This is a genomic window from Brevundimonas naejangsanensis (genome assembly GCF_003627995.1).
Classification (GTDB): domain Bacteria; phylum Pseudomonadota; class Alphaproteobacteria; order Caulobacterales; family Caulobacteraceae; genus Brevundimonas; species Brevundimonas naejangsanensis_B.
Map to the genome: position 1 here is coordinate 2736423 of NZ_CP032707.1, position 17707 is coordinate 2754129.

Annotated in this window: 18 protein-coding genes and 1 pseudogene; 10 read left to right on the forward strand and 9 right to left on the reverse strand. The window is 70.3% G+C overall.

Going from position 1 to position 17707, the window contains the following annotated elements; translation table 11 throughout:
• Nucleotides 1-98: 98 nt before the first annotated feature.
• From serS to D8I30_RS12955, 3 genes are all read right to left on the reverse strand, one after another.
• Complete coding sequence (serS, locus tag D8I30_RS12945; protein WP_121483113.1) at nucleotides 99-1523, reverse strand: serine--tRNA ligase; 1425 nt, start codon at nucleotides 1521-1523, stop codon at nucleotides 99-101.
• Nucleotides 1524-1781: 258 nt separating this feature from the next.
• Nucleotides 1782-3086, reverse strand: a complete 1305-nt coding sequence (locus tag D8I30_RS12950) for a cytochrome b/b6 domain-containing protein (RefSeq protein ID WP_121483114.1) — start codon at nucleotides 3084-3086, stop codon at nucleotides 1782-1784.
• Between the two features lie 75 nt (nucleotides 3087-3161).
• On the reverse strand, nucleotides 3162-3851 hold the full coding sequence (locus D8I30_RS12955) for a YceI family protein (protein WP_121483115.1): 690 nt from the start codon (nucleotides 3849-3851) through the stop codon (nucleotides 3162-3164).
• A gap of 179 nt (nucleotides 3852-4030) precedes the next feature.
• On the opposite strand from D8I30_RS12955, the pseudogene mutL reads away from it, so the two are divergent.
• A pseudogene (gene mutL / locus D8I30_RS12960) lies at nucleotides 4031-5958 on the forward strand (DNA mismatch repair endonuclease MutL).
• A gap of 51 nt (nucleotides 5959-6009) precedes the next feature.
• Nucleotides 6010-6480 (forward strand): low molecular weight protein-tyrosine-phosphatase, encoded by a 471-nt coding sequence (locus D8I30_RS12965; RefSeq protein WP_121483117.1) that lies wholly within the window; start codon nucleotides 6010-6012, stop codon nucleotides 6478-6480.
• On the opposite strand, the gene D8I30_RS12970 is transcribed toward D8I30_RS12965, so the two are convergent.
• Entirely contained in the window at nucleotides 6470-7486 is a 1017-nt protein-coding gene (locus D8I30_RS12970) for a Kelch repeat-containing protein (protein ID WP_121483118.1), read from the reverse strand. The two genes, D8I30_RS12965 and D8I30_RS12970, sit on opposite strands and share 11 nt — an antisense overlap.
• A 190-nt stretch (nucleotides 7487-7676) precedes the next feature.
• Here D8I30_RS12970 and D8I30_RS12975 point away from each other — a divergent pair, with 190 nt between their 5' ends.
• The gene (locus tag D8I30_RS12975) at nucleotides 7677-7952 is read left to right on the forward strand and encodes a YjhX family toxin (RefSeq protein WP_025977197.1); all 276 of its coding nucleotides are present in this window, start codon (nucleotides 7677-7679) and stop codon (nucleotides 7950-7952) included.
• Here D8I30_RS12975 and rsmD read toward each other — a convergent pair.
• Both rsmD and D8I30_RS12985 read right to left on the reverse strand, forming a co-directional pair.
• Nucleotides 7935-8510, reverse strand: a complete 576-nt coding sequence (rsmD, locus tag D8I30_RS12980; RefSeq protein WP_121483119.1) for a 16S rRNA (guanine(966)-N(2))-methyltransferase RsmD — start codon at nucleotides 8508-8510, stop codon at nucleotides 7935-7937. The genes D8I30_RS12975 and rsmD overlap by 18 nt on opposite strands.
• 3 nt (nucleotides 8511-8513) lie before the next feature.
• Nucleotides 8514-10025, reverse strand: coding sequence for a pseudouridine synthase (locus D8I30_RS12985; RefSeq protein WP_121483120.1), 1512 nt, complete (start codon nucleotides 10023-10025; stop codon nucleotides 8514-8516).
• Between D8I30_RS12985 and tadA the strand changes: the two genes are divergently transcribed.
• Nucleotides 10014-10505, forward strand: coding sequence for a tRNA adenosine(34) deaminase TadA (gene tadA / locus D8I30_RS12990; RefSeq protein WP_121483538.1), 492 nt, complete (start codon nucleotides 10014-10016; stop codon nucleotides 10503-10505). The two genes, D8I30_RS12985 and tadA, sit on opposite strands and share 12 nt — an antisense overlap.
• Here tadA and aroB read toward each other — a convergent pair.
• Nucleotides 10502-11629 (reverse strand): 3-dehydroquinate synthase, encoded by a 1128-nt coding sequence (gene aroB / locus D8I30_RS12995; protein ID WP_121483121.1) that lies wholly within the window; start codon nucleotides 11627-11629, stop codon nucleotides 10502-10504. The genes tadA and aroB overlap by 4 nt on opposite strands.
• A complete protein-coding gene (locus tag D8I30_RS13000) occupies nucleotides 11626-12192 on the reverse strand; it encodes a shikimate kinase (protein WP_121483122.1) in 567 nt (188 codons plus the stop codon). The genes aroB and D8I30_RS13000 overlap by 4 nt, the downstream gene beginning before the upstream one ends.
• Nucleotides 12193-12249: 57 nt before the next feature.
• On the opposite strand from D8I30_RS13000, the gene D8I30_RS13005 reads away from it, so the two are divergent.
• The 6 genes from D8I30_RS13005 to D8I30_RS13030 all read left to right on the forward strand — a co-directional run bounded on the left by D8I30_RS13005 (nucleotide 12250) and on the right by D8I30_RS13030 (nucleotide 15770).
• Nucleotides 12250-13152, forward strand: a complete 903-nt coding sequence (locus tag D8I30_RS13005) for a site-specific tyrosine recombinase XerD (protein WP_121483123.1) — start codon at nucleotides 12250-12252, stop codon at nucleotides 13150-13152.
• An 18-nt stretch (nucleotides 13153-13170) separates the two neighbouring features.
• On the forward strand, nucleotides 13171-13395 hold the full coding sequence (locus tag D8I30_RS13010) for a DUF1902 domain-containing protein (RefSeq protein ID WP_121483124.1): 225 nt from the start codon (nucleotides 13171-13173) through the stop codon (nucleotides 13393-13395).
• Nucleotides 13361-13591, forward strand: coding sequence for a type II toxin-antitoxin system HicA family toxin (locus tag D8I30_RS15140; RefSeq protein ID WP_121483125.1), 231 nt, complete (start codon nucleotides 13361-13363; stop codon nucleotides 13589-13591). The genes D8I30_RS13010 and D8I30_RS15140 overlap by 35 nt, the downstream gene beginning before the upstream one ends.
• A gap of 86 nt (nucleotides 13592-13677) precedes the next feature.
• Entirely contained in the window at nucleotides 13678-14628 is a 951-nt protein-coding gene (locus D8I30_RS13020) for an acetyl-CoA carboxylase carboxyltransferase subunit alpha (protein ID WP_121483126.1), read from the forward strand.
• Between the two features lie 84 nt (nucleotides 14629-14712).
• Entirely contained in the window at nucleotides 14713-15288 is a 576-nt protein-coding gene (locus tag D8I30_RS13025) for a response regulator (protein ID WP_121483127.1), read from the forward strand.
• Nucleotides 15285-15770, forward strand: a complete 486-nt coding sequence (locus D8I30_RS13030) for a chemotaxis protein CheE (protein ID WP_121483128.1) — start codon at nucleotides 15285-15287, stop codon at nucleotides 15768-15770. Before D8I30_RS13025 ends, D8I30_RS13030 begins: the two co-directional genes overlap by 4 nt.
• A 12-nt stretch (nucleotides 15771-15782) precedes the next feature.
• Here the strand turns inward: D8I30_RS13030 and D8I30_RS13035 are convergent, their stop codons facing one another.
• Nucleotides 15783-17663: an ABCB family ABC transporter ATP-binding protein/permease gene (locus D8I30_RS13035; protein ID WP_121483129.1), complete on the reverse strand. Its 1881-nt coding sequence runs from the start codon at nucleotides 17661-17663 to the stop codon at nucleotides 15783-15785.
• Nucleotides 17664-17707: the final 44 nt, after the last annotated feature.

Below are 17707 nucleotides of genomic sequence, written 5' to 3' on the forward strand. Positions count from 1 at the left end.
TAATCATGTCGTCTGCACTCGCCACTAGCATCTTCTGTCTGAGCAACCCCTCATCCGAGCCGCTGCGCGGCCCACCTTCTCCCGCAAGGGGAGAAGGATCAGCCCACCTGTTTCAACCCGCCCATATAGGGCTGCAGGGCGGCCGGAACGGCGATGGTCCCGTCCTCCTGCTGATAGTTCTCCATCACCGCGACCAGAGTGCGGCCGACGGCCAGGCCCGAGCCGTTCAGGGTGTGCAGGAACTCGGTCTTCTTCTCGCCCGCGCGCTTGAACCGGGCGTCCATGCGCCGGGCCTGGAAGTCACCGCAGTTCGAGCAGGAGCTGATCTCGCGATAGGTGTTCTGCGAAGGCAGCCAGACCTCGAGGTCGTAGGTCTTCTGCGCCGAGAAGCCCATGTCGCCCTTGCACAACAGCACCTTGCGATAGGGCAGCTCCAGCGCCTGGAGCACCGCTTCGGCGCAGCCGGTCATGCGCTCGTGCTCGGCCTCCGAATCCTCCGGGCGGCAGATGGAGACCATCTCGACCTTGGAGAACTGATGCTGGCGGATCAGGCCGCGCGTATCGCGCCCCGCCGATCCCGCCTCGGCCCGGAAACACGGCGTCAGGGCGGTCAGGCGCATGGGCTGGGCGACCTCGTCCTCAGCCAGGATTTGCTCGCGCACGAGGTTGGTCAGGGAGACTTCGGCGGTGGGGATGAGATAGCGCATCTCATCAATCGAACTGGTGTCGTCGCCAGAAAGCGTGATCGTATCAGCTTCCTCGTCCCACGAAATTCTGGCGTCAGGATTCAGAACAACGCCGGTCGGATTCTTCTCCGTTTTAGAGGCCTCGCCCCACGGAATAACGCTGGAAGCGAAGAAAAGGTCTTCCTTGAACTTCGGCAGTTGACCAGTGCCGAACATGGCATGGTCCCGCACAAGAAGCGGCGAGTTTACTTCCTGATACCCGTTCTTGTCCGTCTGCATATCCAGCATGAACTGGCCGATGGCGCGTTCCAGACGCGCCAGCTGCCCCTTCAGCACGGCGAAGCGCGAGCCGGACATCTTGGCGGCAGCCTCAAAGTCCAGCAGGCCCAGGGCCTCGCCCAGGTCGGCGTGATCCTTGGCCGGGCCCGTCGTGCGGGGCTCGCCCCACGTCAGGACTTCGACGTTGTCGTTTTCGTCGGCGCCGTCCGGCACGTCGGCGGCGGCCAGGTTCTTCAGCCCCGCCAGCAGGTCGCGCAGTTCGGCGCCCTTGGCGGTCTCGGCCTCGGCCGCCTCGGCGATCTCGGCCTTCAGAGTCTCGACCTCGGCCTTCAACCGGTCGGCCTCAGCCATGTCCTTCTTGCCCATGGCGGCGCCGATGGCCTTGGAGGCGGCGTTGCGTTTGGCCAGGGCCTCCTGGCCGCGCGTCTGGGCCGCGCGCAGCTCGACGTCCAGCGCCAGAATGCGCGCGACGACATCGGCGGCGTCATCCACGCCGCGCGACGACCAGCCCGCGACGAAGGCTTCGGGATTGTCGCGAATGGCTCTGATGTCGTGCATGGCGTCGCTCTTTCGGCGCTCAGGGAAGGGAGAGCCGAAGGCTGTAGCGTCCCCCGCGGAGTCGGGCAAATGTTGAGGGCCTCTTCCTCCGAACTCAACAAGCCCTCCCCCTTGATGGGGGAGGGCTGGGCGGGGGTGAAGACAAGGCGCTTGCTGTTGAGACTCGGAGACGCGCCGCCCCACGCGCTCAATCAAAAAGCGTTGCGTGCACACCCCCATCCCTGCCCTTCCCTCATCGAGGGGGAAGGGAAAGAGGTTCTACCCCGCCCGCGCCGCCTTCACCTTGATCTCGACGCCGATGGCCTTGGACACCCAGTCGCCGCCCGCGTCGGACATCATGCCCAGGTTCAGGGCCGTGCGGTCCAGCTCCAGCTTGCCGGCCACGGTCGCCGTCCCGTTCGCCTCGTCGAACGTGAAGGGCAGGACCACGGGGATCGTCGTCGTCTTGATGCGCAGGGTTCCCGCCGCCTCATAGCGGCTTCCGCCGAGGGCCTTGAACCTCGTCGCCTCGAAACGGGCGGTCGGATAGGTCGTCGGGTCGAACCATTCGCCGCCGGACAGGCTGCCTTCCTGGGTCGCGTCGCCGGTCCTGGCCGTGCCGGTCTGGACCGTCACCACGGCCTTGGAGCCGGTCAGGTCGGCGGGATCGAACCAGATCTGCGCCTCCCACTGTTCGAACCCGCCGGTGAAGGCCTTGCCCGTGTGGGTTCCGCTGAAGACGATGGCCGAGGCCGCCTGGTCCACCGTCCAGGCGGCGGCCGTGCCCGGCGCCACAGGCGCGTCAGCCGCAGGCGCGGCGGCGGGGGCCGAGGCGACCGCCTCCCCTTGCCCGGTAGGCGCGGGCTTGGCGGCCAGGCCGAAGGCCGCGCCGATCACGACCACGAAGGCCACGCCCGCCAGCCGCTCAGCCCAGCGCACGGCGGGCGTCGGCTCGGGCGCGGGGGCATGGGCGGCCTCGCCATGCGGCAGGATCGGAATCATGTGCGACAGCACGCCGTCGCGATCCAGGAACTGATGCTTCAGCGCCGCCCCGACGTGCATGGCGACCAGGATGATCGCCGCCCAGGCCAGCTTGCTATGCGCGCCCATGGCCATCCAGGCGGTCGCGCGCCGCACGGCTTCCGAGGCGTGCTCGATGAAGGGCAGATGCGGCACGGCGAACAGGCCGAACCAGCTGCTCGCCACGGCCAGGGGCGTGTCCGTCGCCACCGCCCAGCCGGTCGAGACATAGACCCAGCCCGTCAGCGGCAAGGCCAGCATCAGGGCGTAGAAGGCCAGGTGCGTCGCCCGCGCGGCGAACTGCTCCCACCCCTTCATGGCGCCCGGCAGGGCCGGAACCGGGTGCGTCAGCCGCCACACGATCCGCAGCACCGTCAGCGCCAGGATCAGGAAGCCGACCGACTTGTGAATCTGGAAGACGCGATAGGCCAGCGCCTGGCTGCCCGGTTCGGTGATGGCGTCGCTCATCCACCAGCCCACGGGGATCATCGACAGGATGGCGACGGCAATCAGCCAGTGAAGCGTGATGGCGACGGCGCTGTAGCGGCTGGGGCGGACGGTCATCGGAACTCTCGCGTCAGTCTGGACAGGAAACGGGCGGGACCGACCGGCCCCGCCCGCTCTTTAGTCTCGGCGTGATTAGGCGGCCGGAGCCGCTTCCTTGATGAATTCGCCGTCGAAGCGGATCGTCACCTCGTCGCCGACCGGACCGACCGGCATGCCGAAGTCCGAGCGCTTGAACGAACCTTCAGCCGCGAAGCCGATGGCCGGAACCTGCATGAAGGGGTGCTTCTCGATCTCGCCGCCGAACGTCGCGTCCAGCGTCACCGGCTTGGTCACGCCCAGGAAGGTCAGGTCGCCCGTCACCTTGGCCGTGCGCGGACCGGTCAGTTCGACCTGGGTCGACTTGAAGGTGATCTGCGGGAAGACGCCGCCGTTCAGGAAATTTTTGCTCTTGGCGATGTCCTCGCTGAAGCTCTTGAAGCCCGTCGCGGCGTGGGTGCCGAGGTAGTCGCCCGGATAGTTGGCATCAACCGACAGCGGATCGATGGTCGCTTCGACGGAGCTGTTGGCCAGGTTGGCCGGGTCCAGGGTGAGCTTGGCTTCGAACGTGTTGAAGCGGGCCGTGTAGTTCGAAATCGAGTTGTGCGGCACCGACCACTGCAGCGAGGCGTGGGTCGGGTCCATGACATAGACGCCGGCCGGGGCCTTCAGCTCGACCGGGGCGGTCGAGGCGGCGTCGGCGGCGGGGGCCTTGTCGGCGGCGGGGCTGCAGGCGGTCAGCAGGGCGGCGGCCGAAACGGCCAGGATGGCGGCTTTGATCTTCATGGAGGACCTCGTTGGATGTTCAGGACTGGACACGAGGCCCAGAAACGGTTGCTCTGTCCGTCGGCGCGCCGCTCGGACTGCAACAGTATAAGTTGCGATTGCTGATCTTCAAGCCCCCGTTCGCCAAAAATGCGGATTGAGGTGCGCCGCGCGCCGCGGCCGCCTATCCTGCGAATCTCATGCCCATCCGCCGCCTCCCCCCGAAACCGTCAACCGCATCGCCGCAGGCGAGGTGGTCGAACGCCCGGCCAGCGCCATCAAGGAACTGGTCGAGAACGCCATCGACGCGGGCGCCCGCAGCATCGAGATTCAGGCGGACGGCGGCGGCCTGACCCGCATCCTGATCGCCGACGACGGCAAGGGCATCCCGCGCGACGAACTGCCCGTCGCCATCGAACGCCACGCGACGTCAAAGCTGGAACCGGACGACGCGGGCGACGTGGACCTGCTGCGCATATTCACCCTCGGCTTCCGGGGCGAGGCCCTGCCCTCCATCGGCTCGGTCGCCCGGCTGAACATCACGACCCGCGCCCGGGCCGAGGCGGGCGAGCCCCAGAACGACGCCTGGGCCGTTTCGGTCGAGGGCGGCGCCCAGCGGCCCTTGTCGCCCGCCGCCTTCCCCGGCCCGCACGGCGCGCGGGTCGAGGTGCGCGACCTCTTCTACGCCACCCCTGCCCGGCTGAAGTTCATGAAGTCCGAGCGGGCCGAGGCGATGGCCATCTCGGAAGAGATCAAGCGTCAGGCGATGGCGCATGAGGCCGTCGCCTTCACCCTGACGCTGGACGGCAAGACCACCCTGCGCCTGCCCGCCGAACACCCCGGCGACGAGGGACGGCTGAAACGCCTCGGCGCCCTGCTGGGCCGCGACTTCGAGGCCAACGCCCTGCTGATAGATCAGGAGCGCGACGGCGTGCGCCTGTCCGGCTATGCGGGCCTGCCGACCTATTCGCGCGGCAATGCGGCGCACCAGTTCCTGTTCGTCAACGGACGGCCCGTGCGCGACCGCCTGCTGCAGGGCGCCCTGCGCGGCGCCTACGCCGACTTCCTGGCCCGCGACCGGCACCCGGCGGCGGCCCTCTTCCTCGACATCGACCCGCTGTATGTCGATGTGAACGTCCACCCCGCCAAGGCCGAGGTCCGCTTCCGCGACCCGGCGCTGGTGCGCGGCCTGATCGTCGGCGCCCTGCGCCACGCCCTGCACGCGGCCGGCCACCGCGCCTCGACCACGGTCGCCGCCGACGCCCTGTCCGGCTTCCGACCGCACACGGGCGAGGCCCTCTACAGCCCCACCTCGCCCTCGGCCCAGTCGTTCGGAAACGCCGCGCCGGGCTGGAGCGGATGGCAGGGCTGGTCGCAACCGGCCGCCGCCGCCCAAAACCTGCCCGGCCTGAACGAGCGCTCCGCCCGCGTCGAACACACCTGGACCGGCGAAGCCGCCGCCCCCAGCTTCCGCACCCTGGCCGAGGTCCAGGCCGAACACGCGGGCCAGATCGCGCCCGGCGCCCAGACGCCGGCGGACCTGATCGATTACCCGCTCGGCGCCGCCCGCGCCCAGTTGCATGGCACCTACATCGTGGCCCAGACCCGCGACGGCCTGGTCGTGGTCGATCAGCACGCCGCCCACGAACGCCTCGTCTATGAGCGGATGAAGGCCCAGATGGCGACCGGCGCCGTCACCCGCCAAGCCCTGCTGACCCCCGAAGTGGTCGAGTTGGACCCCGCCGAGGCTGACCGCGTCGCCGCCAGGGCCGAGGAACTGGCCGAGATGGGCCTGATCGTCGAAGCCTTCGGCGTGGGCGCCGTGCTGGTGCGCGAAACCCCTGCTCTGCTGGGCGACACGGACGTCCAGGGCCTGATCCGCGACATCGCCGACGACCTGTCGGAACACGGCGCCGCCCTGTCGCTGAAGGAGCGCATGGCCGAGGTCTGCGGCACCATGGCCTGCCACGGCAGCGTCCGCGCCGGCCGCGTTCTCAGCGCCCCCGAGATGAACGCCCTGCTGCGTCAGATGGAGGCCACGCCCCACTCCGGCCAGTGCAACCACGGCCGCCCGACCTATGTCGAGCTGAAGCTCAACGACCTGGAAAAGCTGTTCGGGCGGCGGTGATCCCTGCCCCGCACATCCCGGCGAAGGCCGGGATGTGCGAATAAGGGCGGTATGACCTACAGCATCCTCTTCGTCTGCCTCGGCAACATCTGTCGCTCGCCGCTGGCCGAGGCGGCCTTCCGCGAAGAGGCCCGCCGCCTGAGGCTGGATGCGATCGTCGATTCCGCCGGCACGGGCGGCTGGCACGTCGGCTCTCCCCCCGATGCCCGCGCCCAGGCGGTCGCCCTCAGAAACGGCGTCGACATCTCGGCCCTGCGCGGCCGCCAGGTGAAGCCCGCCGACTTCCGCCGCTTCACCCATCTGGTGGCGATGGACCACGATAATCTGTCGAACCTGCGCCGCCTCGCGCCGCCCGACGCCACGGCCGAACTGTCCCTGCTGCTTGATCACGTCGAGGGCCGCGCCGGTCAGACCGTGGCCGATCCCTATTTCGGCGAGGACGACGGCTTCGACGTGACCTGGGCCGACGTCACGGTCGGCGCCCGCGCCCTGGCCGCCGAGTTGCGCCGCCTCAGAGGCTGAGCGCCTCGACCAGGCCGCTGGCCTTGCCGCCCGACGCCACCTCGCCGCCGGCGATGGCGTAAACCACGCCGTCCACGCTGGCCGCCGCTAGGCCGTGACGGGGCGTCCGCATCGCCGGACCGGCCGTCCAGGCGTCGCGGGTCGGCTCATAAATCCAGGTCTCGGCGAACACCCCGCCGCCCGGCCGGTCGAACCATTCGCCGCCGAAAGCGACCAGCTTGCCGCCCGCCTCGGCCATGGCCAGGCCGCCGCCGACCTGTCTTCCGGTCGCGGGCGAGGCCGGGATCGGCGCCAGGGTGTCCCAGCGGTCCCCGGCGGGATCATAACGGTCCAGCCGCCCCGTTCCGCCGCCGTCCACCGTGCGGCCGCCCGCCACGAACAGCTTGCCGCCCAGCACCGCGCCCGCCGCGCTGTTGCGGGCCATGGGCGCCGGCCGCGCCTTGTCCCAACGGTTGGCGGCGGCGTCGAAGACCAGATGCGTCGCCACGTCGCCCTGATCGTTCCACTGGCCGTTCGCCTCGCCCTTGGGCGAGCGGCCGGTGATCAGGTGCACCCGGCCGTCCAGCGACAGGCCGACGGTCTCGCACAGCCGCTCCGGCATCTGGCCGACCTGGGTCCAGACGCCCCGGTCGATGGCCCAGACGTCCGTCATGGCCGTCCACTCGCCGCCGTCGCGCCGGTCGTAGCCGCCGAAAGCCCAGACCCGCCCGGCGGCCGCCGCCAGCATCGGGTGGTGGCGCGGCTGCGGCAGGCGCGGCCCCTCGCTCCACCGATCCGCCTTGGCGTCATAGATCGCTGTCCGGTCATTGATATGCAGCCCGCCCGTGGCCGAGCGCACGAGGCCGCCCGCGACCGTGACCGAACCGTCCAGCGCCGCGCAATAGATCTCCTGCGTCGGCCAGGACATGGACGCGCGCGGCGTCCAGCCGGTCTCGGCGCGAGATACGGAAGGCGCGGCCGCGACGGCGGCGCCGGCGGCCAGGAAGGTGCGGCGATGCATGTTCATGCGGCCAAGCCTAGCCGTGCCCGCCGCCCTGCGCTAGAAGTCCGCGCCTTCCCCCCAATGGGATCGAACCATGTTTGAGATTGTAGCCGCGGCATAGGCCCGGACGCTGATCGTCCGAGGCCTTCAGAGCCCGCCCCGCGCCTCACTGCGCCGGGCGCGTGTCGTCTCATGCCTTGGAAATCTCAATCCCATGAACCTGTCACGTGCGGAGCAACGCACGCTCCACGCCCTGGCCCAGGGCGGTCGCATCCTGTTGGAACGCGACGAACAGGGCCGCATCCTGGCCGCCCGCTGCTTCACCCGCGAAGGCTGGGTGCTGGACGGCTGCAACCTGGATCAATGGCGCAGCCTGAAGCGCAAGGGCGTCATCAAGTCCCGCAACGGCGGCCCCTATGTCGTCAACCGCGAGGGCCTCAGCCGCCTGCGCAGCCGGGCCGACAATCGGACCTCAGGCCGAAGCTTCTGACGCCCTGAGGAACAGGACGCGCGCGGCGCCGTAGTCGCGCGCGTCCAACCGCTCATAGCCGGGCGTGTCGATCTCGGGCTCGTCCGAGCCGCGCTCGAACACCACGATCGCGCCCGGCGCCAGCCAGCCGCCCTCCAGCAGACGGGCCAGCGTCTGCTCGCCCAGACCCTTGGCGTAGGGCGGGTCCAGGAAGGCCAGGGTGAAGGCCTCGCCCGCCGAACCGGGGCGCGGCCCCAGGTCGGTCGCGCTGCGCCGATGCACCCGGCACCGCCCGAACAGGCCATAGGCGTCCATGTTCTCGCGGATCGCCCCGCGAGCGCCGTCGTCGGTGTCGACGAACAGGCAGAAAGCCCCGCCACGCGACAGAGCCTCGAACCCCAGGGCGCCCGATCCGGCATAGAGGTCGATGACCCGCGCCTCATGCAGCCCTTCAGCCCACGGCGCGTGCTCCAGCACGTTGAAGATCGCCTGCCGCGCTCGATCCGACGTCGGCCGCGTGTTCTGGCCTTCAGGGGTCGCGATGGCGCGCCCCTTCAGGCTTCCAGCCACGATCCGCATGGATCAGCCGCCCCGGCGCGGACCGCGCGGACCGCCGCCCGAGGGCTTGCCGCCGAAGGGCTTGCTGCCGAACGGCTTGCCGCCGCCGCGAGGCCCGCCGGGACGATCGCCCGACCGTTCGCCCGAACGCGCGCCAGGCCGCGCGTCAGACCGGCCGCCCGCGCCGCCAGGACGTCCGAACGGCTTGCCGCCTGGCTTTCCACCGGGGCGGCCGCCCTTGGGCGGACCGCGACGGTCGTCGATGAACTGATCGGCGCGCGGTTCGCGCGGCTTGAAGGGACGGCGCGGACGCTCGCCTTCGGCCCTCTCGCCCTCGCCCTCGCCCGGACGGGCGCGGGGCTTGAAGGTCTTCGTGTGCTCGAACCTGGGCTTGGCCTTGGCCCAGCCCTCCTTCTTGGCGGGCTTGCCGAACTCGGCGCCTTCCTCGGCCGCCGTTTCAGCGGCGCGCACGCGGCTGGGCTTGCGCGACGGGTCCGACATGGCCGAACCCGACTTGCCGCGCACGATCGGCGTGCCGCTGCGGCGGCCGGGGACCGGGGCGGGCGTCTCGACGGTATTGCCGGTCGGCAGGTTCTCGGGGCGGATGTGGTCGGCCAGCATCTCGCGGATCACGCGCGGGCCGACTTCCTCGACCGCGCCGACCGGCAGGGTGCCGAGTTGGAACGGACCGTAGGCCAGGCGGATCAGGCGGTTGACCGTCAGGCCGACGCTTTCCAGCACCTTGCGGACCTCGCGGTTCTTGCCCTCGGTGATGGAGACGCTGAGCCACAGGTTCGCCGAGGACTTCTCGCCCTCGGCCTTTTCCTTGGCCTTGTCGATGGTGGCTTCCACCGGGCCGTAGCGCACGCCGTCGACGACCACGCCGTCCTTCAGCTTGTCCAGCTGCGCCTGGGTGATGCGGCCGCGCGCCCGGGCGCGATACTGGCGCACCAGGGCCGTGTCCGGCAGCTCCAGCGCCCGGCTCAGCTCGCCGTCGTTGGTCAGCAGCAGCAGGCCTTCGGTCGCCAGATCGAGACGGCCGACCGAGATCACGCGCGGCAGGCCGCTGGGCAGGGCGTCGAACACGGTCGGGCGCCCCGCCGGGTCGTTGTGGCTGGTGATCAGGCCGGCGGGCTTGTGATAGCGCCAGACGCGCGTCGCCTGGGCTGCGCCGATCGGCTTGCCGTCGACGGTGATCTTGTCGTCGCGCTTCACCAGGACGGCGGGCGTGTCCAGGATGCGGCCGTTCACCGCCACCTTGCCCAGGCCGATCAGGCGCTCGACCTCGCGGCGCGAGGCGATGCCCGCGCGGGCCATGGCCTTGGCGATTCGTTCGGTGCGTTCGGGCGCCTTGGCTTCGGGTGCAGGCTTGCCCCCCGAACGGCCCTCGGCGCGGTCGCGGGGCTTCCCGCCCGGCTTGCCGTCCTTGTCGAAGGGCTTTCGCGGGCCCTTGTCGGCGAAATTACGGGGACCGCGCGGCCCGTCGTCTTGACGGGAGCGGGGCTTCTTGTCGTTGTCTTTGGGATGGCGATCCATGATGAGCGGTTCATGAGCATGGCGCTCGATCTGGCGCAAGCGGCGGCTGAAGCCGGCGAGGTGCCCGTCGGCGCGGTAATTGTCGATGAAACGACCGGCGAAGTGCTTGGTCGCGGGCAAAACGGCCCTATCACCGCCCATGATCCCACTGCGCACGCCGAAATCATGGCGCTGCGCGATGCGGCGGCGAAGTTGCAGAATTATCGCCTTACGGACCTGACCCTCTATGTCACGCTGGAGCCGTGCGCCATGTGCGCGGGGGCCATCAGCCACGCCCGCATCGGCCGCGTGGTCTGGGGGGCGGACGATCCCAAGGGCGGCGCCGTGATCCACGGCGGCCGCTTCTTCGACCAGCCGACCTGCCACTGGCGCCCCGAGACCGAGGGCGGCGTTCTGGCCGATCCGGCGGCCGAGATGCTGCGCGGCTTCTTCCGCTCGCGACGAAAGGCGCGTTCAGGAACGCAGGCGACGGTGCGCTAGACTGGCCCCGCCGCGCCTTCCTCGATCAGGAAAGCGCGCACCGCCGCGGCGTCCACGTCCTTGTCCGTGAAGACGTCGCCGACGGCCCGCGCCAGGATCAGGGTAAGACACCCGCCCTCGGCCTTCTTGTCCCCCGCCATGCGCGCGATCAGGGCGTCGGCCGCGAAGGCGTGGTCCACGTCGGGCAGCCGGGTCGGCAGGCCTGCCGCGCGAATGCCCGCCTCGGCCCGCTCGGCCTCGCTCGCCGGGCACAGCCCCTGCCGCGCCGAATAGCGGAAGGCCATGGTGCAGCCCAGGGCCACCGCCTCGCCGTGGGTCAGGGCCTCGCCGAAATCCAGTTCGGCCTCAAGCGCATGGCCGAAGGTGTGTCCCAGGTTCAGCAGGGCGCGGCGGCCCGCCTCCTTCTCGTCCTCGCCGACGATCTGGGCCTTGATCTGGACCGAACGGATCACCGCCCGCTCCAGCGCGTCAGGGTCGCCCTTGGCACCCGCAGCCCCCCCGGAAGGCGAAGTGTCGCCCAGCCAATCGAAGAAGGCCGCATCACAGATCAGCCCATGCTTCAGCACCTCGGCCCAGCCCGAGCGCACCTGCCGGATCGGCAGGGTGGCCAGGGCCTCGATGTCCGCCAGCACCCGGCGCGGCTGATGAAAGGCGCCGATCAGGTTCTTGCCGCGCGGGGTGTCGATCGCCGTCTTGCCGCCGACCGAGGAATCCACCTGGGCCAGCAGCGTCGTCGGAACCTGCACGAAATCGATGCCGCGCATGAACAGGGCCGCCGCCAGCCCGGCCAGATCGCCCACCACGCCGCCGCCCAGGGCCACGACCAGGCTCCTGCGGTCCAGCCCCTCGGCCAGCAGCCGGTCCAGCACGGCCTCAAGCTGCGCGAACGACTTGGACGCCTCGCCCGCCGGAACCGTCACCATCCCCGTCGACAGACCCGCCGCCTCCAGCGAGGCGCGCACCGTCTCGCCGTGGATCGCCGCCACCGTCTCGTCGCTGACGATAAAGGCGCGCGTCGGCTTCAAGGCGGCCACCTGCTCGCCCGCCTGTTTCAGCAGGCCGCGCCCGACGACCACCTCATAGGGCCGAAAGCCGGCGCCCCCGACCGGGATCGTCGTCGTCATCGCTTGTTCTCCACGCGCGCATGCGCTCGCAGGGCCTTCAAAATCGCCTCGACCGCCTGGGCGTGCGACCCGCCGCCGACGTCGACCGTCAGGTCCGCTTCGGCGTAGATCGGATACCGCGCCTCGGCCAGTTCGCGCAGGGCCTGCAGCGCGTCGCGGCCGCGTAGCAGGGGGCGGGTGTCGCGCCGCCCCACACGCTCGGCGATCACCGTCAGGTCGGCGCGCATCCACACGCTGATGGCGCGCCGCTTCATCACGGCGCGGGTGTCGGCGTTGATCATGGCGCCCCCGCCCGTCGCCAGCACGATCGGCGGCCCTTCCAGCAGACGGCGCATGACCCGCGCCTCGCCGGCCCGGAACTCAGCCTCGCCGCGCGTGGCGAATATCTCGCTGACGCTCATGCCCGCGGCGGCCTCGATCTCATGGTCGCCGTCGGCGAAGGGCAGACCCAGCCGCTGCGCCAGTCGCCGCCCCACCGTCGATTTGCCGACCCCCATCAGCCCCACCAGCGCTATGGTGCGGTTCGGAGGCGGAGAAGAATCAGGCAAGGCGTCGGCGGGCATGGTCGCTACACCCTCTACACCAGACGGGCCCCGGCTCCACACCCCGGAAGGGTTCCAATGACGCCTCAGGTCGAAGCCTTTCTGGAAATGATGGCGGTCGAACGCGACGCCTCGCCTCATACCCTGGCCGCCTATGGCCGCGACCTAGCCGACGCGGAAGCTCATCTGGTCGAGGCCGGAGGATTGATGGGGGCCGATCAGCAGGCGCTCGAAGCCTGGTTCGCCGACCTGTCGCGGCGGGGACTGTCGGCCCCCACCGCCGCGCGCCGCCGCTCTTCCGTGCGCCAATTCTATCGTTTCGCCCTGGGCGAGGGCTGGCGCGCGGACGACCCTTCCCGCCGCCTCGATGCGCCGAAACAGGGACGCCCCCTGCCCCAGACCCTCAGCCGCGAAGAGATCGAGGCCCTGCTGGCCGCCGCCTCCGCCCGCGACGGCGCGTCGGGCCTGCGCCTGATCGCCCTGGTCGAGATGGCCTACGCCTCGGGCCTGCGGGTGTCGGAACTGCTGGCCCTCAAGGTCGAGGCGGTGCGCCGCGATCCCGCCTATCTGATCGTGCGCGGCAAGGGCGGCAAGGAACGGCTGGCCCCGCTCAACCCCGCCGCGCGCGAGGCCATCAAGGCCTGGCTCGACGCCCGCGACGCCGCGCGCAAGCCCAACACGCCCGACAGCGCCTGGCTCTTCCCCTCGCACGGCAAGACCGGCCACCTGACGCCCCGCAGGTTCGCCCAACTTCTGGATCAGGCAGCCCTGGCGGCCGGGATCGACCCGGCCCGGGTCAGCCCCCACGTCCTGCGCCACGCCTTCGCCACCCACCTGCTCGAAGGCGGCGCCGACCTGCGCGTGGTGCAGACCCTGCTAGGCCACGCCGACATCTCGACGACCCAGATCTACACCCACGTCGCGACCGACCGCCTGACCCAGGTCGTCCACGCCAACCACCCCTTGGCGAAAGACGACTGAACGCCCATACTTCCGGCCATGGCGCGCACCTTCTACGTCAAGGCGATCTGGGCCCCCGAGGCCGAGGTCTGGTGCAGCGAATCCGATATTCCGGGCCTGGTTCTCCAAAGCGAGACCCTGGAAGAGTTCGAAGACCTGATCCGGCATTTCGCGCCCGATCTTCTCGCCTCCAATCTAAACATCCACGAAGCCGTCACGATTCGCTTCGATGCCTCGCGTCAGCTCGACGTCGCCGCGGCCTGACCTTGGTCAATCACTACTATCCGAGGTTGTGCGCCTGTTGCTGGCTGCAGGTTTCGTTCAGGTCCCGGAAGGCAAGGGCAGCCATGAGAAATGGCGCCATCGGGTTACCGGCCTTCAAGTGACGATCCCCTCCAAACCGCTGCGTCACATGGCCAACGAAATTCTCAAACAGGCCGGGCTCCCAAAAGCCTTCTGAACCTGCGCTTGCTCCGAGGCGTTCCGCACTCTAGGTTCCGCCGCCTTCCGTAGCGCCAAGGGGCGCTCCCTCCACACGGACGCCTAATGGCCACGCACTACCTCGAATTCGAAAAGCCGATCGCCGAACTGGACGCCAAGATCGCCGAGTTGTCGCTGCTGGCGCCGACCAGCGGATCGTTCGAGACCGAGATCGCCGCCCTGCGCAAGAAGGCCGACGCCCTGCGCGTCAAGACTTACGCCAACCTGGACCCGTGGATGCGCACCCAGGTCGCGCGCCACCCGCAGCGCCCGCACTTCGTCGACTACATCGACGGCCTGTTCACCGACTTCGTGGAACTGCACGGCGACCGTCAGTTCGGCGACGACCAGGCCATCCTCGGCGGTCTGGCCCGCTTCCGCGGCCAGCCGGTCGTGGTCATGGGCCACGAAAAGGGTCACGACACCCAGACCCGCATCACCCACAACTTCGGCATGGCCCGCCCCGAGGGCTATCGCAAGGCCGTCCGCCTGATGGACATGGCCGAGCAGTTCGGCCTGCCGGTCCTGACCTTCGTCGACACCGCCGGCGCCTATCCGGGCCTGGGCGCCGAAGAGCGCGGCCAGGCCGAGGCCATCGCCCGCTCGACCGAGCGCGGCCTGACCCTGGGCGTGCCCTCCATCGCCACGGTGACGGGCGAAGGCGGCTCGGGCGGGGCCATCGCCATCGCCGCCGCAAGCCGCGTGCTGATGCTGGAGCACTCCATCTATTCGGTCATCTCGCCGGAAGGCGCGGCCGGCATCCTGTGGCGCGACGGCACGCGGGCCAAGGATGCGGCCATGGCCATGAAGATCACCGCCCCCGACCTGATCGGCCTCAAGATCGTCGACCGCGTGATCCCCGAGCCCCTGGGCGGCGCCCACGCCAACCGCGAGGCCGCGATCCGCAACGTCGGCCAGGTGCTGGAAGAAGAGCTGAAGGCCCTGTCCGGCCTGTCGGCCGAGCAACTGAAGAGACAGCGCGCCGACCGCTTCTACGCCATCGGCCGACTGGGCTGATCGCGATTGCACGGCGGCGTCTCGCCGCCGAAGCTTAGCCATGCGATTCGTCCTGCTTCCTTCGTCTTGCGCCGGGAGGCCCCCATGCGCGGCATGAACGGGGTCGGCGAATCCTTGCGCGAAAGCGCGGTCTTCAACTTCGACGGCGCGATGACCATGGTCATCGACGATTCGCCCTTCTCGCTGGAGCTGACCGCCCAGGCCCTGCTCGGCTTCGGCATGAAGGTGCGCCACGCCTGCGCCAGCGCGGCCGAAGCCATCGCCATCCTGCAGAACCATCCGGTGGACCTGATCCTGGTCGACTGCGAAATGCCGGGCATGAGCGGCTATGAGTTCGTGCGATGGCTGCGCCGCTCGGGGCTGGAGCCCAACGCCTACGCCCCCGTCATCATGACGGCCGCCCACGTGCGCCGCTCGAAGGTGTCCGATGCGCGCGACTGCGGCGCCAACTTCCTGATCACCAAGCCGTTCAGCGCGGGCGTCCTTCTGGAGCGCATCGTCTGGGTGGCGCGCGACACGCGCCCCTTCCTCGAGGTCGGCGACTATTTCGGCCCCGACCGGCGCTTCCGCAACGAGCCCTGGCACGGCCTTGAACGCCGCGCCGAAGAACGCCGCAGGGCCGCCTTCGAAGACGAACGCAAGGCGGCGATCGAACTATGACCGTCATCACTCACAACCGACGGCGCAGCCGCCTGTCCACCCTGGTCGATCAGCCCGGGGGCGTCAGCGTCGGCGTCGCCCTGACCCAGGCCCGCGCCAACCTGGCCGGGCTGGAAGCCCGCAGCCGCGAGATCATCGCCGAGCAGGTCGCCGCCCTGGCCGCCCTGCCCGCGCCGGCGGCTGCGGACGAGCGCGCCCTGGATCAGGCCTACGCCCACGCCAGCGCGGTGATCGACGCCGCCAGTCCCTTCGCCCTCGACGACCTGTGCGCGGCGGCGGCCAATCTGTGCGACCTGATCGACGCCGCGCCCGAGGACCGCCCCTTCGACTGGCGCGTCGTCACCGTCCACGCCCAGGCCCTGCGCCTGCTCTTGACCCTGCCGCCCGAGGCCGCCGACGCCCGCGCCCAGGTGCTGGACAGTCTCAAGGACGTGCTGAAGGCCAAGGTGCCCGGCGCCGCGGAATCCGACGCCCAGCCCTAGCTTTTCGGCCCCCTACCCCGCTTGCGTCTTCGCCCCGCGCGTCTGCTTGCGCCACAGGGCCGCGTATTCTCCGCCCTGGCGCGCCACCAGTTCGTGATGGGCGCCGCGTTCGACGATGCGGCCGGCCTTGAGAACCAGAATCTGGTCCGCGTCGGCCACCGTCGACAGCCGGTGCGCCACCACCAGGGTCGTCCGGCCCGCGCGGGCGCGTCGCAGGGTCTTCTGGATCGCCGCCTCGGTGCGGCTGTCCAGGGCGCTGGTGGCCTCGTCCAGGATCAGGATGCAGGGATCGGCCAGAAGAGCGCGGGCGATGCCCACGCGCTGACGCTCGCCGCCCGACAGCTTCAGCCCCCGTTCGCCCACGCGCGTCTCCATGCCGTCGGGCAGGTCGCGGATGAAGTCGGCCAGTTCCGCCGCCTCGGCCGCCGCCCAGACGGCCGCGTCGTCGGCGTCGGGTCGGGCGAAGGCGATGTTGGCGCGGATCGAGTCGTTGAACAGGGCTACGTCCTGCGGCACCAGGGCCACCGCCGCCCGCAGCGAGGCCTGGGTCACTTGGCGCGCGTCATGCCCGTCGATCAGCACCCGCCCGTCCTGCGGGTCCAGCAGGCGCAGGGCCAGCTTGCCGATCGTCGACTTGCCCGCCCCCGACGGCCCGACCAGGGCGGTCGTGGTCCCGGCCGGGGCGATGAAGCTGACGTCGTCCAGACCCGCCGCCCGCGCGTCGTGGCGGAAACCGACATGATCGAAGACGACCTCGGCCCCCCGCCCGCTTTCGGGGCGCGGCAGGTCGACGGCGTCGGGCGCGTCGGCCACCTGGGGCGCCTGACGCGTCACCTTCAGCATCTCCTCCATGTCGATGAAGGACTGGCGGATTTCCCGATAGGCGAAGCCCAGGATGTTCAGCGGCGCATACAGAGAGATCATGATCAGCACGGCCGCCGTCACATCGCCCGGCCCCATGCGCCCGGCCGCCGCCTCGAACCCGGCCATGACCGCCATGATCCCCAGACCCAGGTTCATGATCAGGCCCTGGATCAGGTTCAACGCGGCCAGGGAGGTGTTGGCCTTGAGCGAGGCCTGAACGTAGGTCGCCAGCGACTGGTCATAGGCCTGGGCCGCCCGGCTCTCGGCGCCGAATGACTTGACGGTTTCGTAGTTGAGCAGGGCGTCGACCGACAGGCCGGCCGCCTCGCTGTCCGCGGCGTTCATGGCGCGGCGATGCTCCAGCCGCCAGTTGGCCATGGAGAAGGTCGTGCCCGCATAGACCAGCACCACGCCCACGGCCACGGCCCCGAAGCGCCAGTCGTACTTGCCGCCCAGAACCGCCGCCGCCAGCACCAGCTCCAGCACCGTCGGCCCCAGGTTGAACATCAGGATGCGCAGCAGGAAGTCGACCGCCCGCGAGCCGCGATCCATGGTCCGCGACAGGGCGCCCGACCGCTTCGTCTGATGAAAATCGAGCGACAGGCTCAGCGCATGAGCAAAGGTCTCGGCCGCCGTCTTGCGCTGGGCCGCCGCTCGCACCGGCGCGAACACCACGTCCGACAACTGCGGCGTCGCCGCCGACAGGAAGCGCACCACGGCCCAGCCCACGGCGAAGGCCGCGAAGCCCCAGCCCACGGCCGCCGCCGGACCCTGGTCGGCCGCCAGATGGTTGACCGCCGCGCCCAGCACCAGCGGCGCCAGCACCCCCAGCACCTTGCCCGCCAGGGTCAGCAGGATCGCGCCCGTCACCCGCCACGGCAATTGCGGCGCGTCCGAGCGCGCCACGACGCCGATCAGGCTGGCCAGGGCCCGCAGCGTCGGCGGCGCCTCCTGCCGCGAGGCGTCGACGCCCCCATTCAGGGCCTTGGCCGCGACGTCGCCGCGACGGCCCGAACGTTCACCACGCATTCTTACGCTCCGCCGCCATCATTCCTCCGGGCCGGAGCGCGCCG

What these genes read in the sequence shown, in the direction of transcription:
- serS (WP_121483113.1), bottom strand. Translation starts at nt 1,523, where the DNA reads ATGCACGACATCAGAGCCATTCGCGACAATCCCGAAGCCTTCGTCGCG.
- D8I30_RS12950 (WP_121483114.1), bottom strand. Translation starts at nt 3,086, where the DNA reads ATGACCGTCCGCCCCAGCCGCTACAGCGCCGTCGCCATCACGCTTCAC.
- D8I30_RS12955 (WP_121483115.1), bottom strand. Translation starts at nt 3,851, where the DNA reads ATGAAGATCAAAGCCGCCATCCTGGCCGTTTCGGCCGCCGCCCTGCTG.
- D8I30_RS12965 (WP_121483117.1), top strand. Translation starts at nt 6,010, where the DNA reads ATGACCTACAGCATCCTCTTCGTCTGCCTCGGCAACATCTGTCGCTCG.
- D8I30_RS12970 (WP_121483118.1), bottom strand. Translation starts at nt 7,486, where the DNA reads ATGAACATGCATCGCCGCACCTTCCTGGCCGCCGGCGCCGCCGTCGCG.
- D8I30_RS12975 (WP_025977197.1), top strand. Translation starts at nt 7,677, where the DNA reads ATGAACCTGTCACGTGCGGAGCAACGCACGCTCCACGCCCTGGCCCAG.
- rsmD (WP_121483119.1), bottom strand. Translation starts at nt 8,510, where the DNA reads ATGCGGATCGTGGCTGGAAGCCTGAAGGGGCGCGCCATCGCGACCCCT.
- tadA (WP_121483538.1), top strand. Translation starts at nt 10,014, where the DNA reads ATGGCGATCCATGATGAGCGGTTCATGAGCATGGCGCTCGATCTGGCG.
- D8I30_RS12985 (WP_121483120.1), bottom strand. Translation starts at nt 10,025, where the DNA reads ATGGATCGCCATCCCAAAGACAACGACAAGAAGCCCCGCTCCCGTCAA.
- aroB (WP_121483121.1), bottom strand. Translation starts at nt 11,629, where the DNA reads ATGACGACGACGATCCCGGTCGGGGGCGCCGGCTTTCGGCCCTATGAG.
- D8I30_RS13000 (WP_121483122.1), bottom strand. Translation starts at nt 12,192, where the DNA reads ATGCCCGCCGACGCCTTGCCTGATTCTTCTCCGCCTCCGAACCGCACC.
- D8I30_RS13005 (WP_121483123.1), top strand. Translation starts at nt 12,250, where the DNA reads ATGACGCCTCAGGTCGAAGCCTTTCTGGAAATGATGGCGGTCGAACGC.
- D8I30_RS13010 (WP_121483124.1), top strand. Translation starts at nt 13,171, where the DNA reads ATGGCGCGCACCTTCTACGTCAAGGCGATCTGGGCCCCCGAGGCCGAG.
- D8I30_RS15140 (WP_121483125.1), top strand. Translation starts at nt 13,361, where the DNA reads ATGCCTCGCGTCAGCTCGACGTCGCCGCGGCCTGACCTTGGTCAATCA.
- D8I30_RS13020 (WP_121483126.1), top strand. Translation starts at nt 13,678, where the DNA reads ATGGCCACGCACTACCTCGAATTCGAAAAGCCGATCGCCGAACTGGAC.
- D8I30_RS13025 (WP_121483127.1), top strand. Translation starts at nt 14,713, where the DNA reads ATGCGCGGCATGAACGGGGTCGGCGAATCCTTGCGCGAAAGCGCGGTC.
- D8I30_RS13030 (WP_121483128.1), top strand. Translation starts at nt 15,285, where the DNA reads ATGACCGTCATCACTCACAACCGACGGCGCAGCCGCCTGTCCACCCTG.
- D8I30_RS13035 (WP_121483129.1), bottom strand. Translation starts at nt 17,663, where the DNA reads ATGCGTGGTGAACGTTCGGGCCGTCGCGGCGACGTCGCGGCCAAGGCC.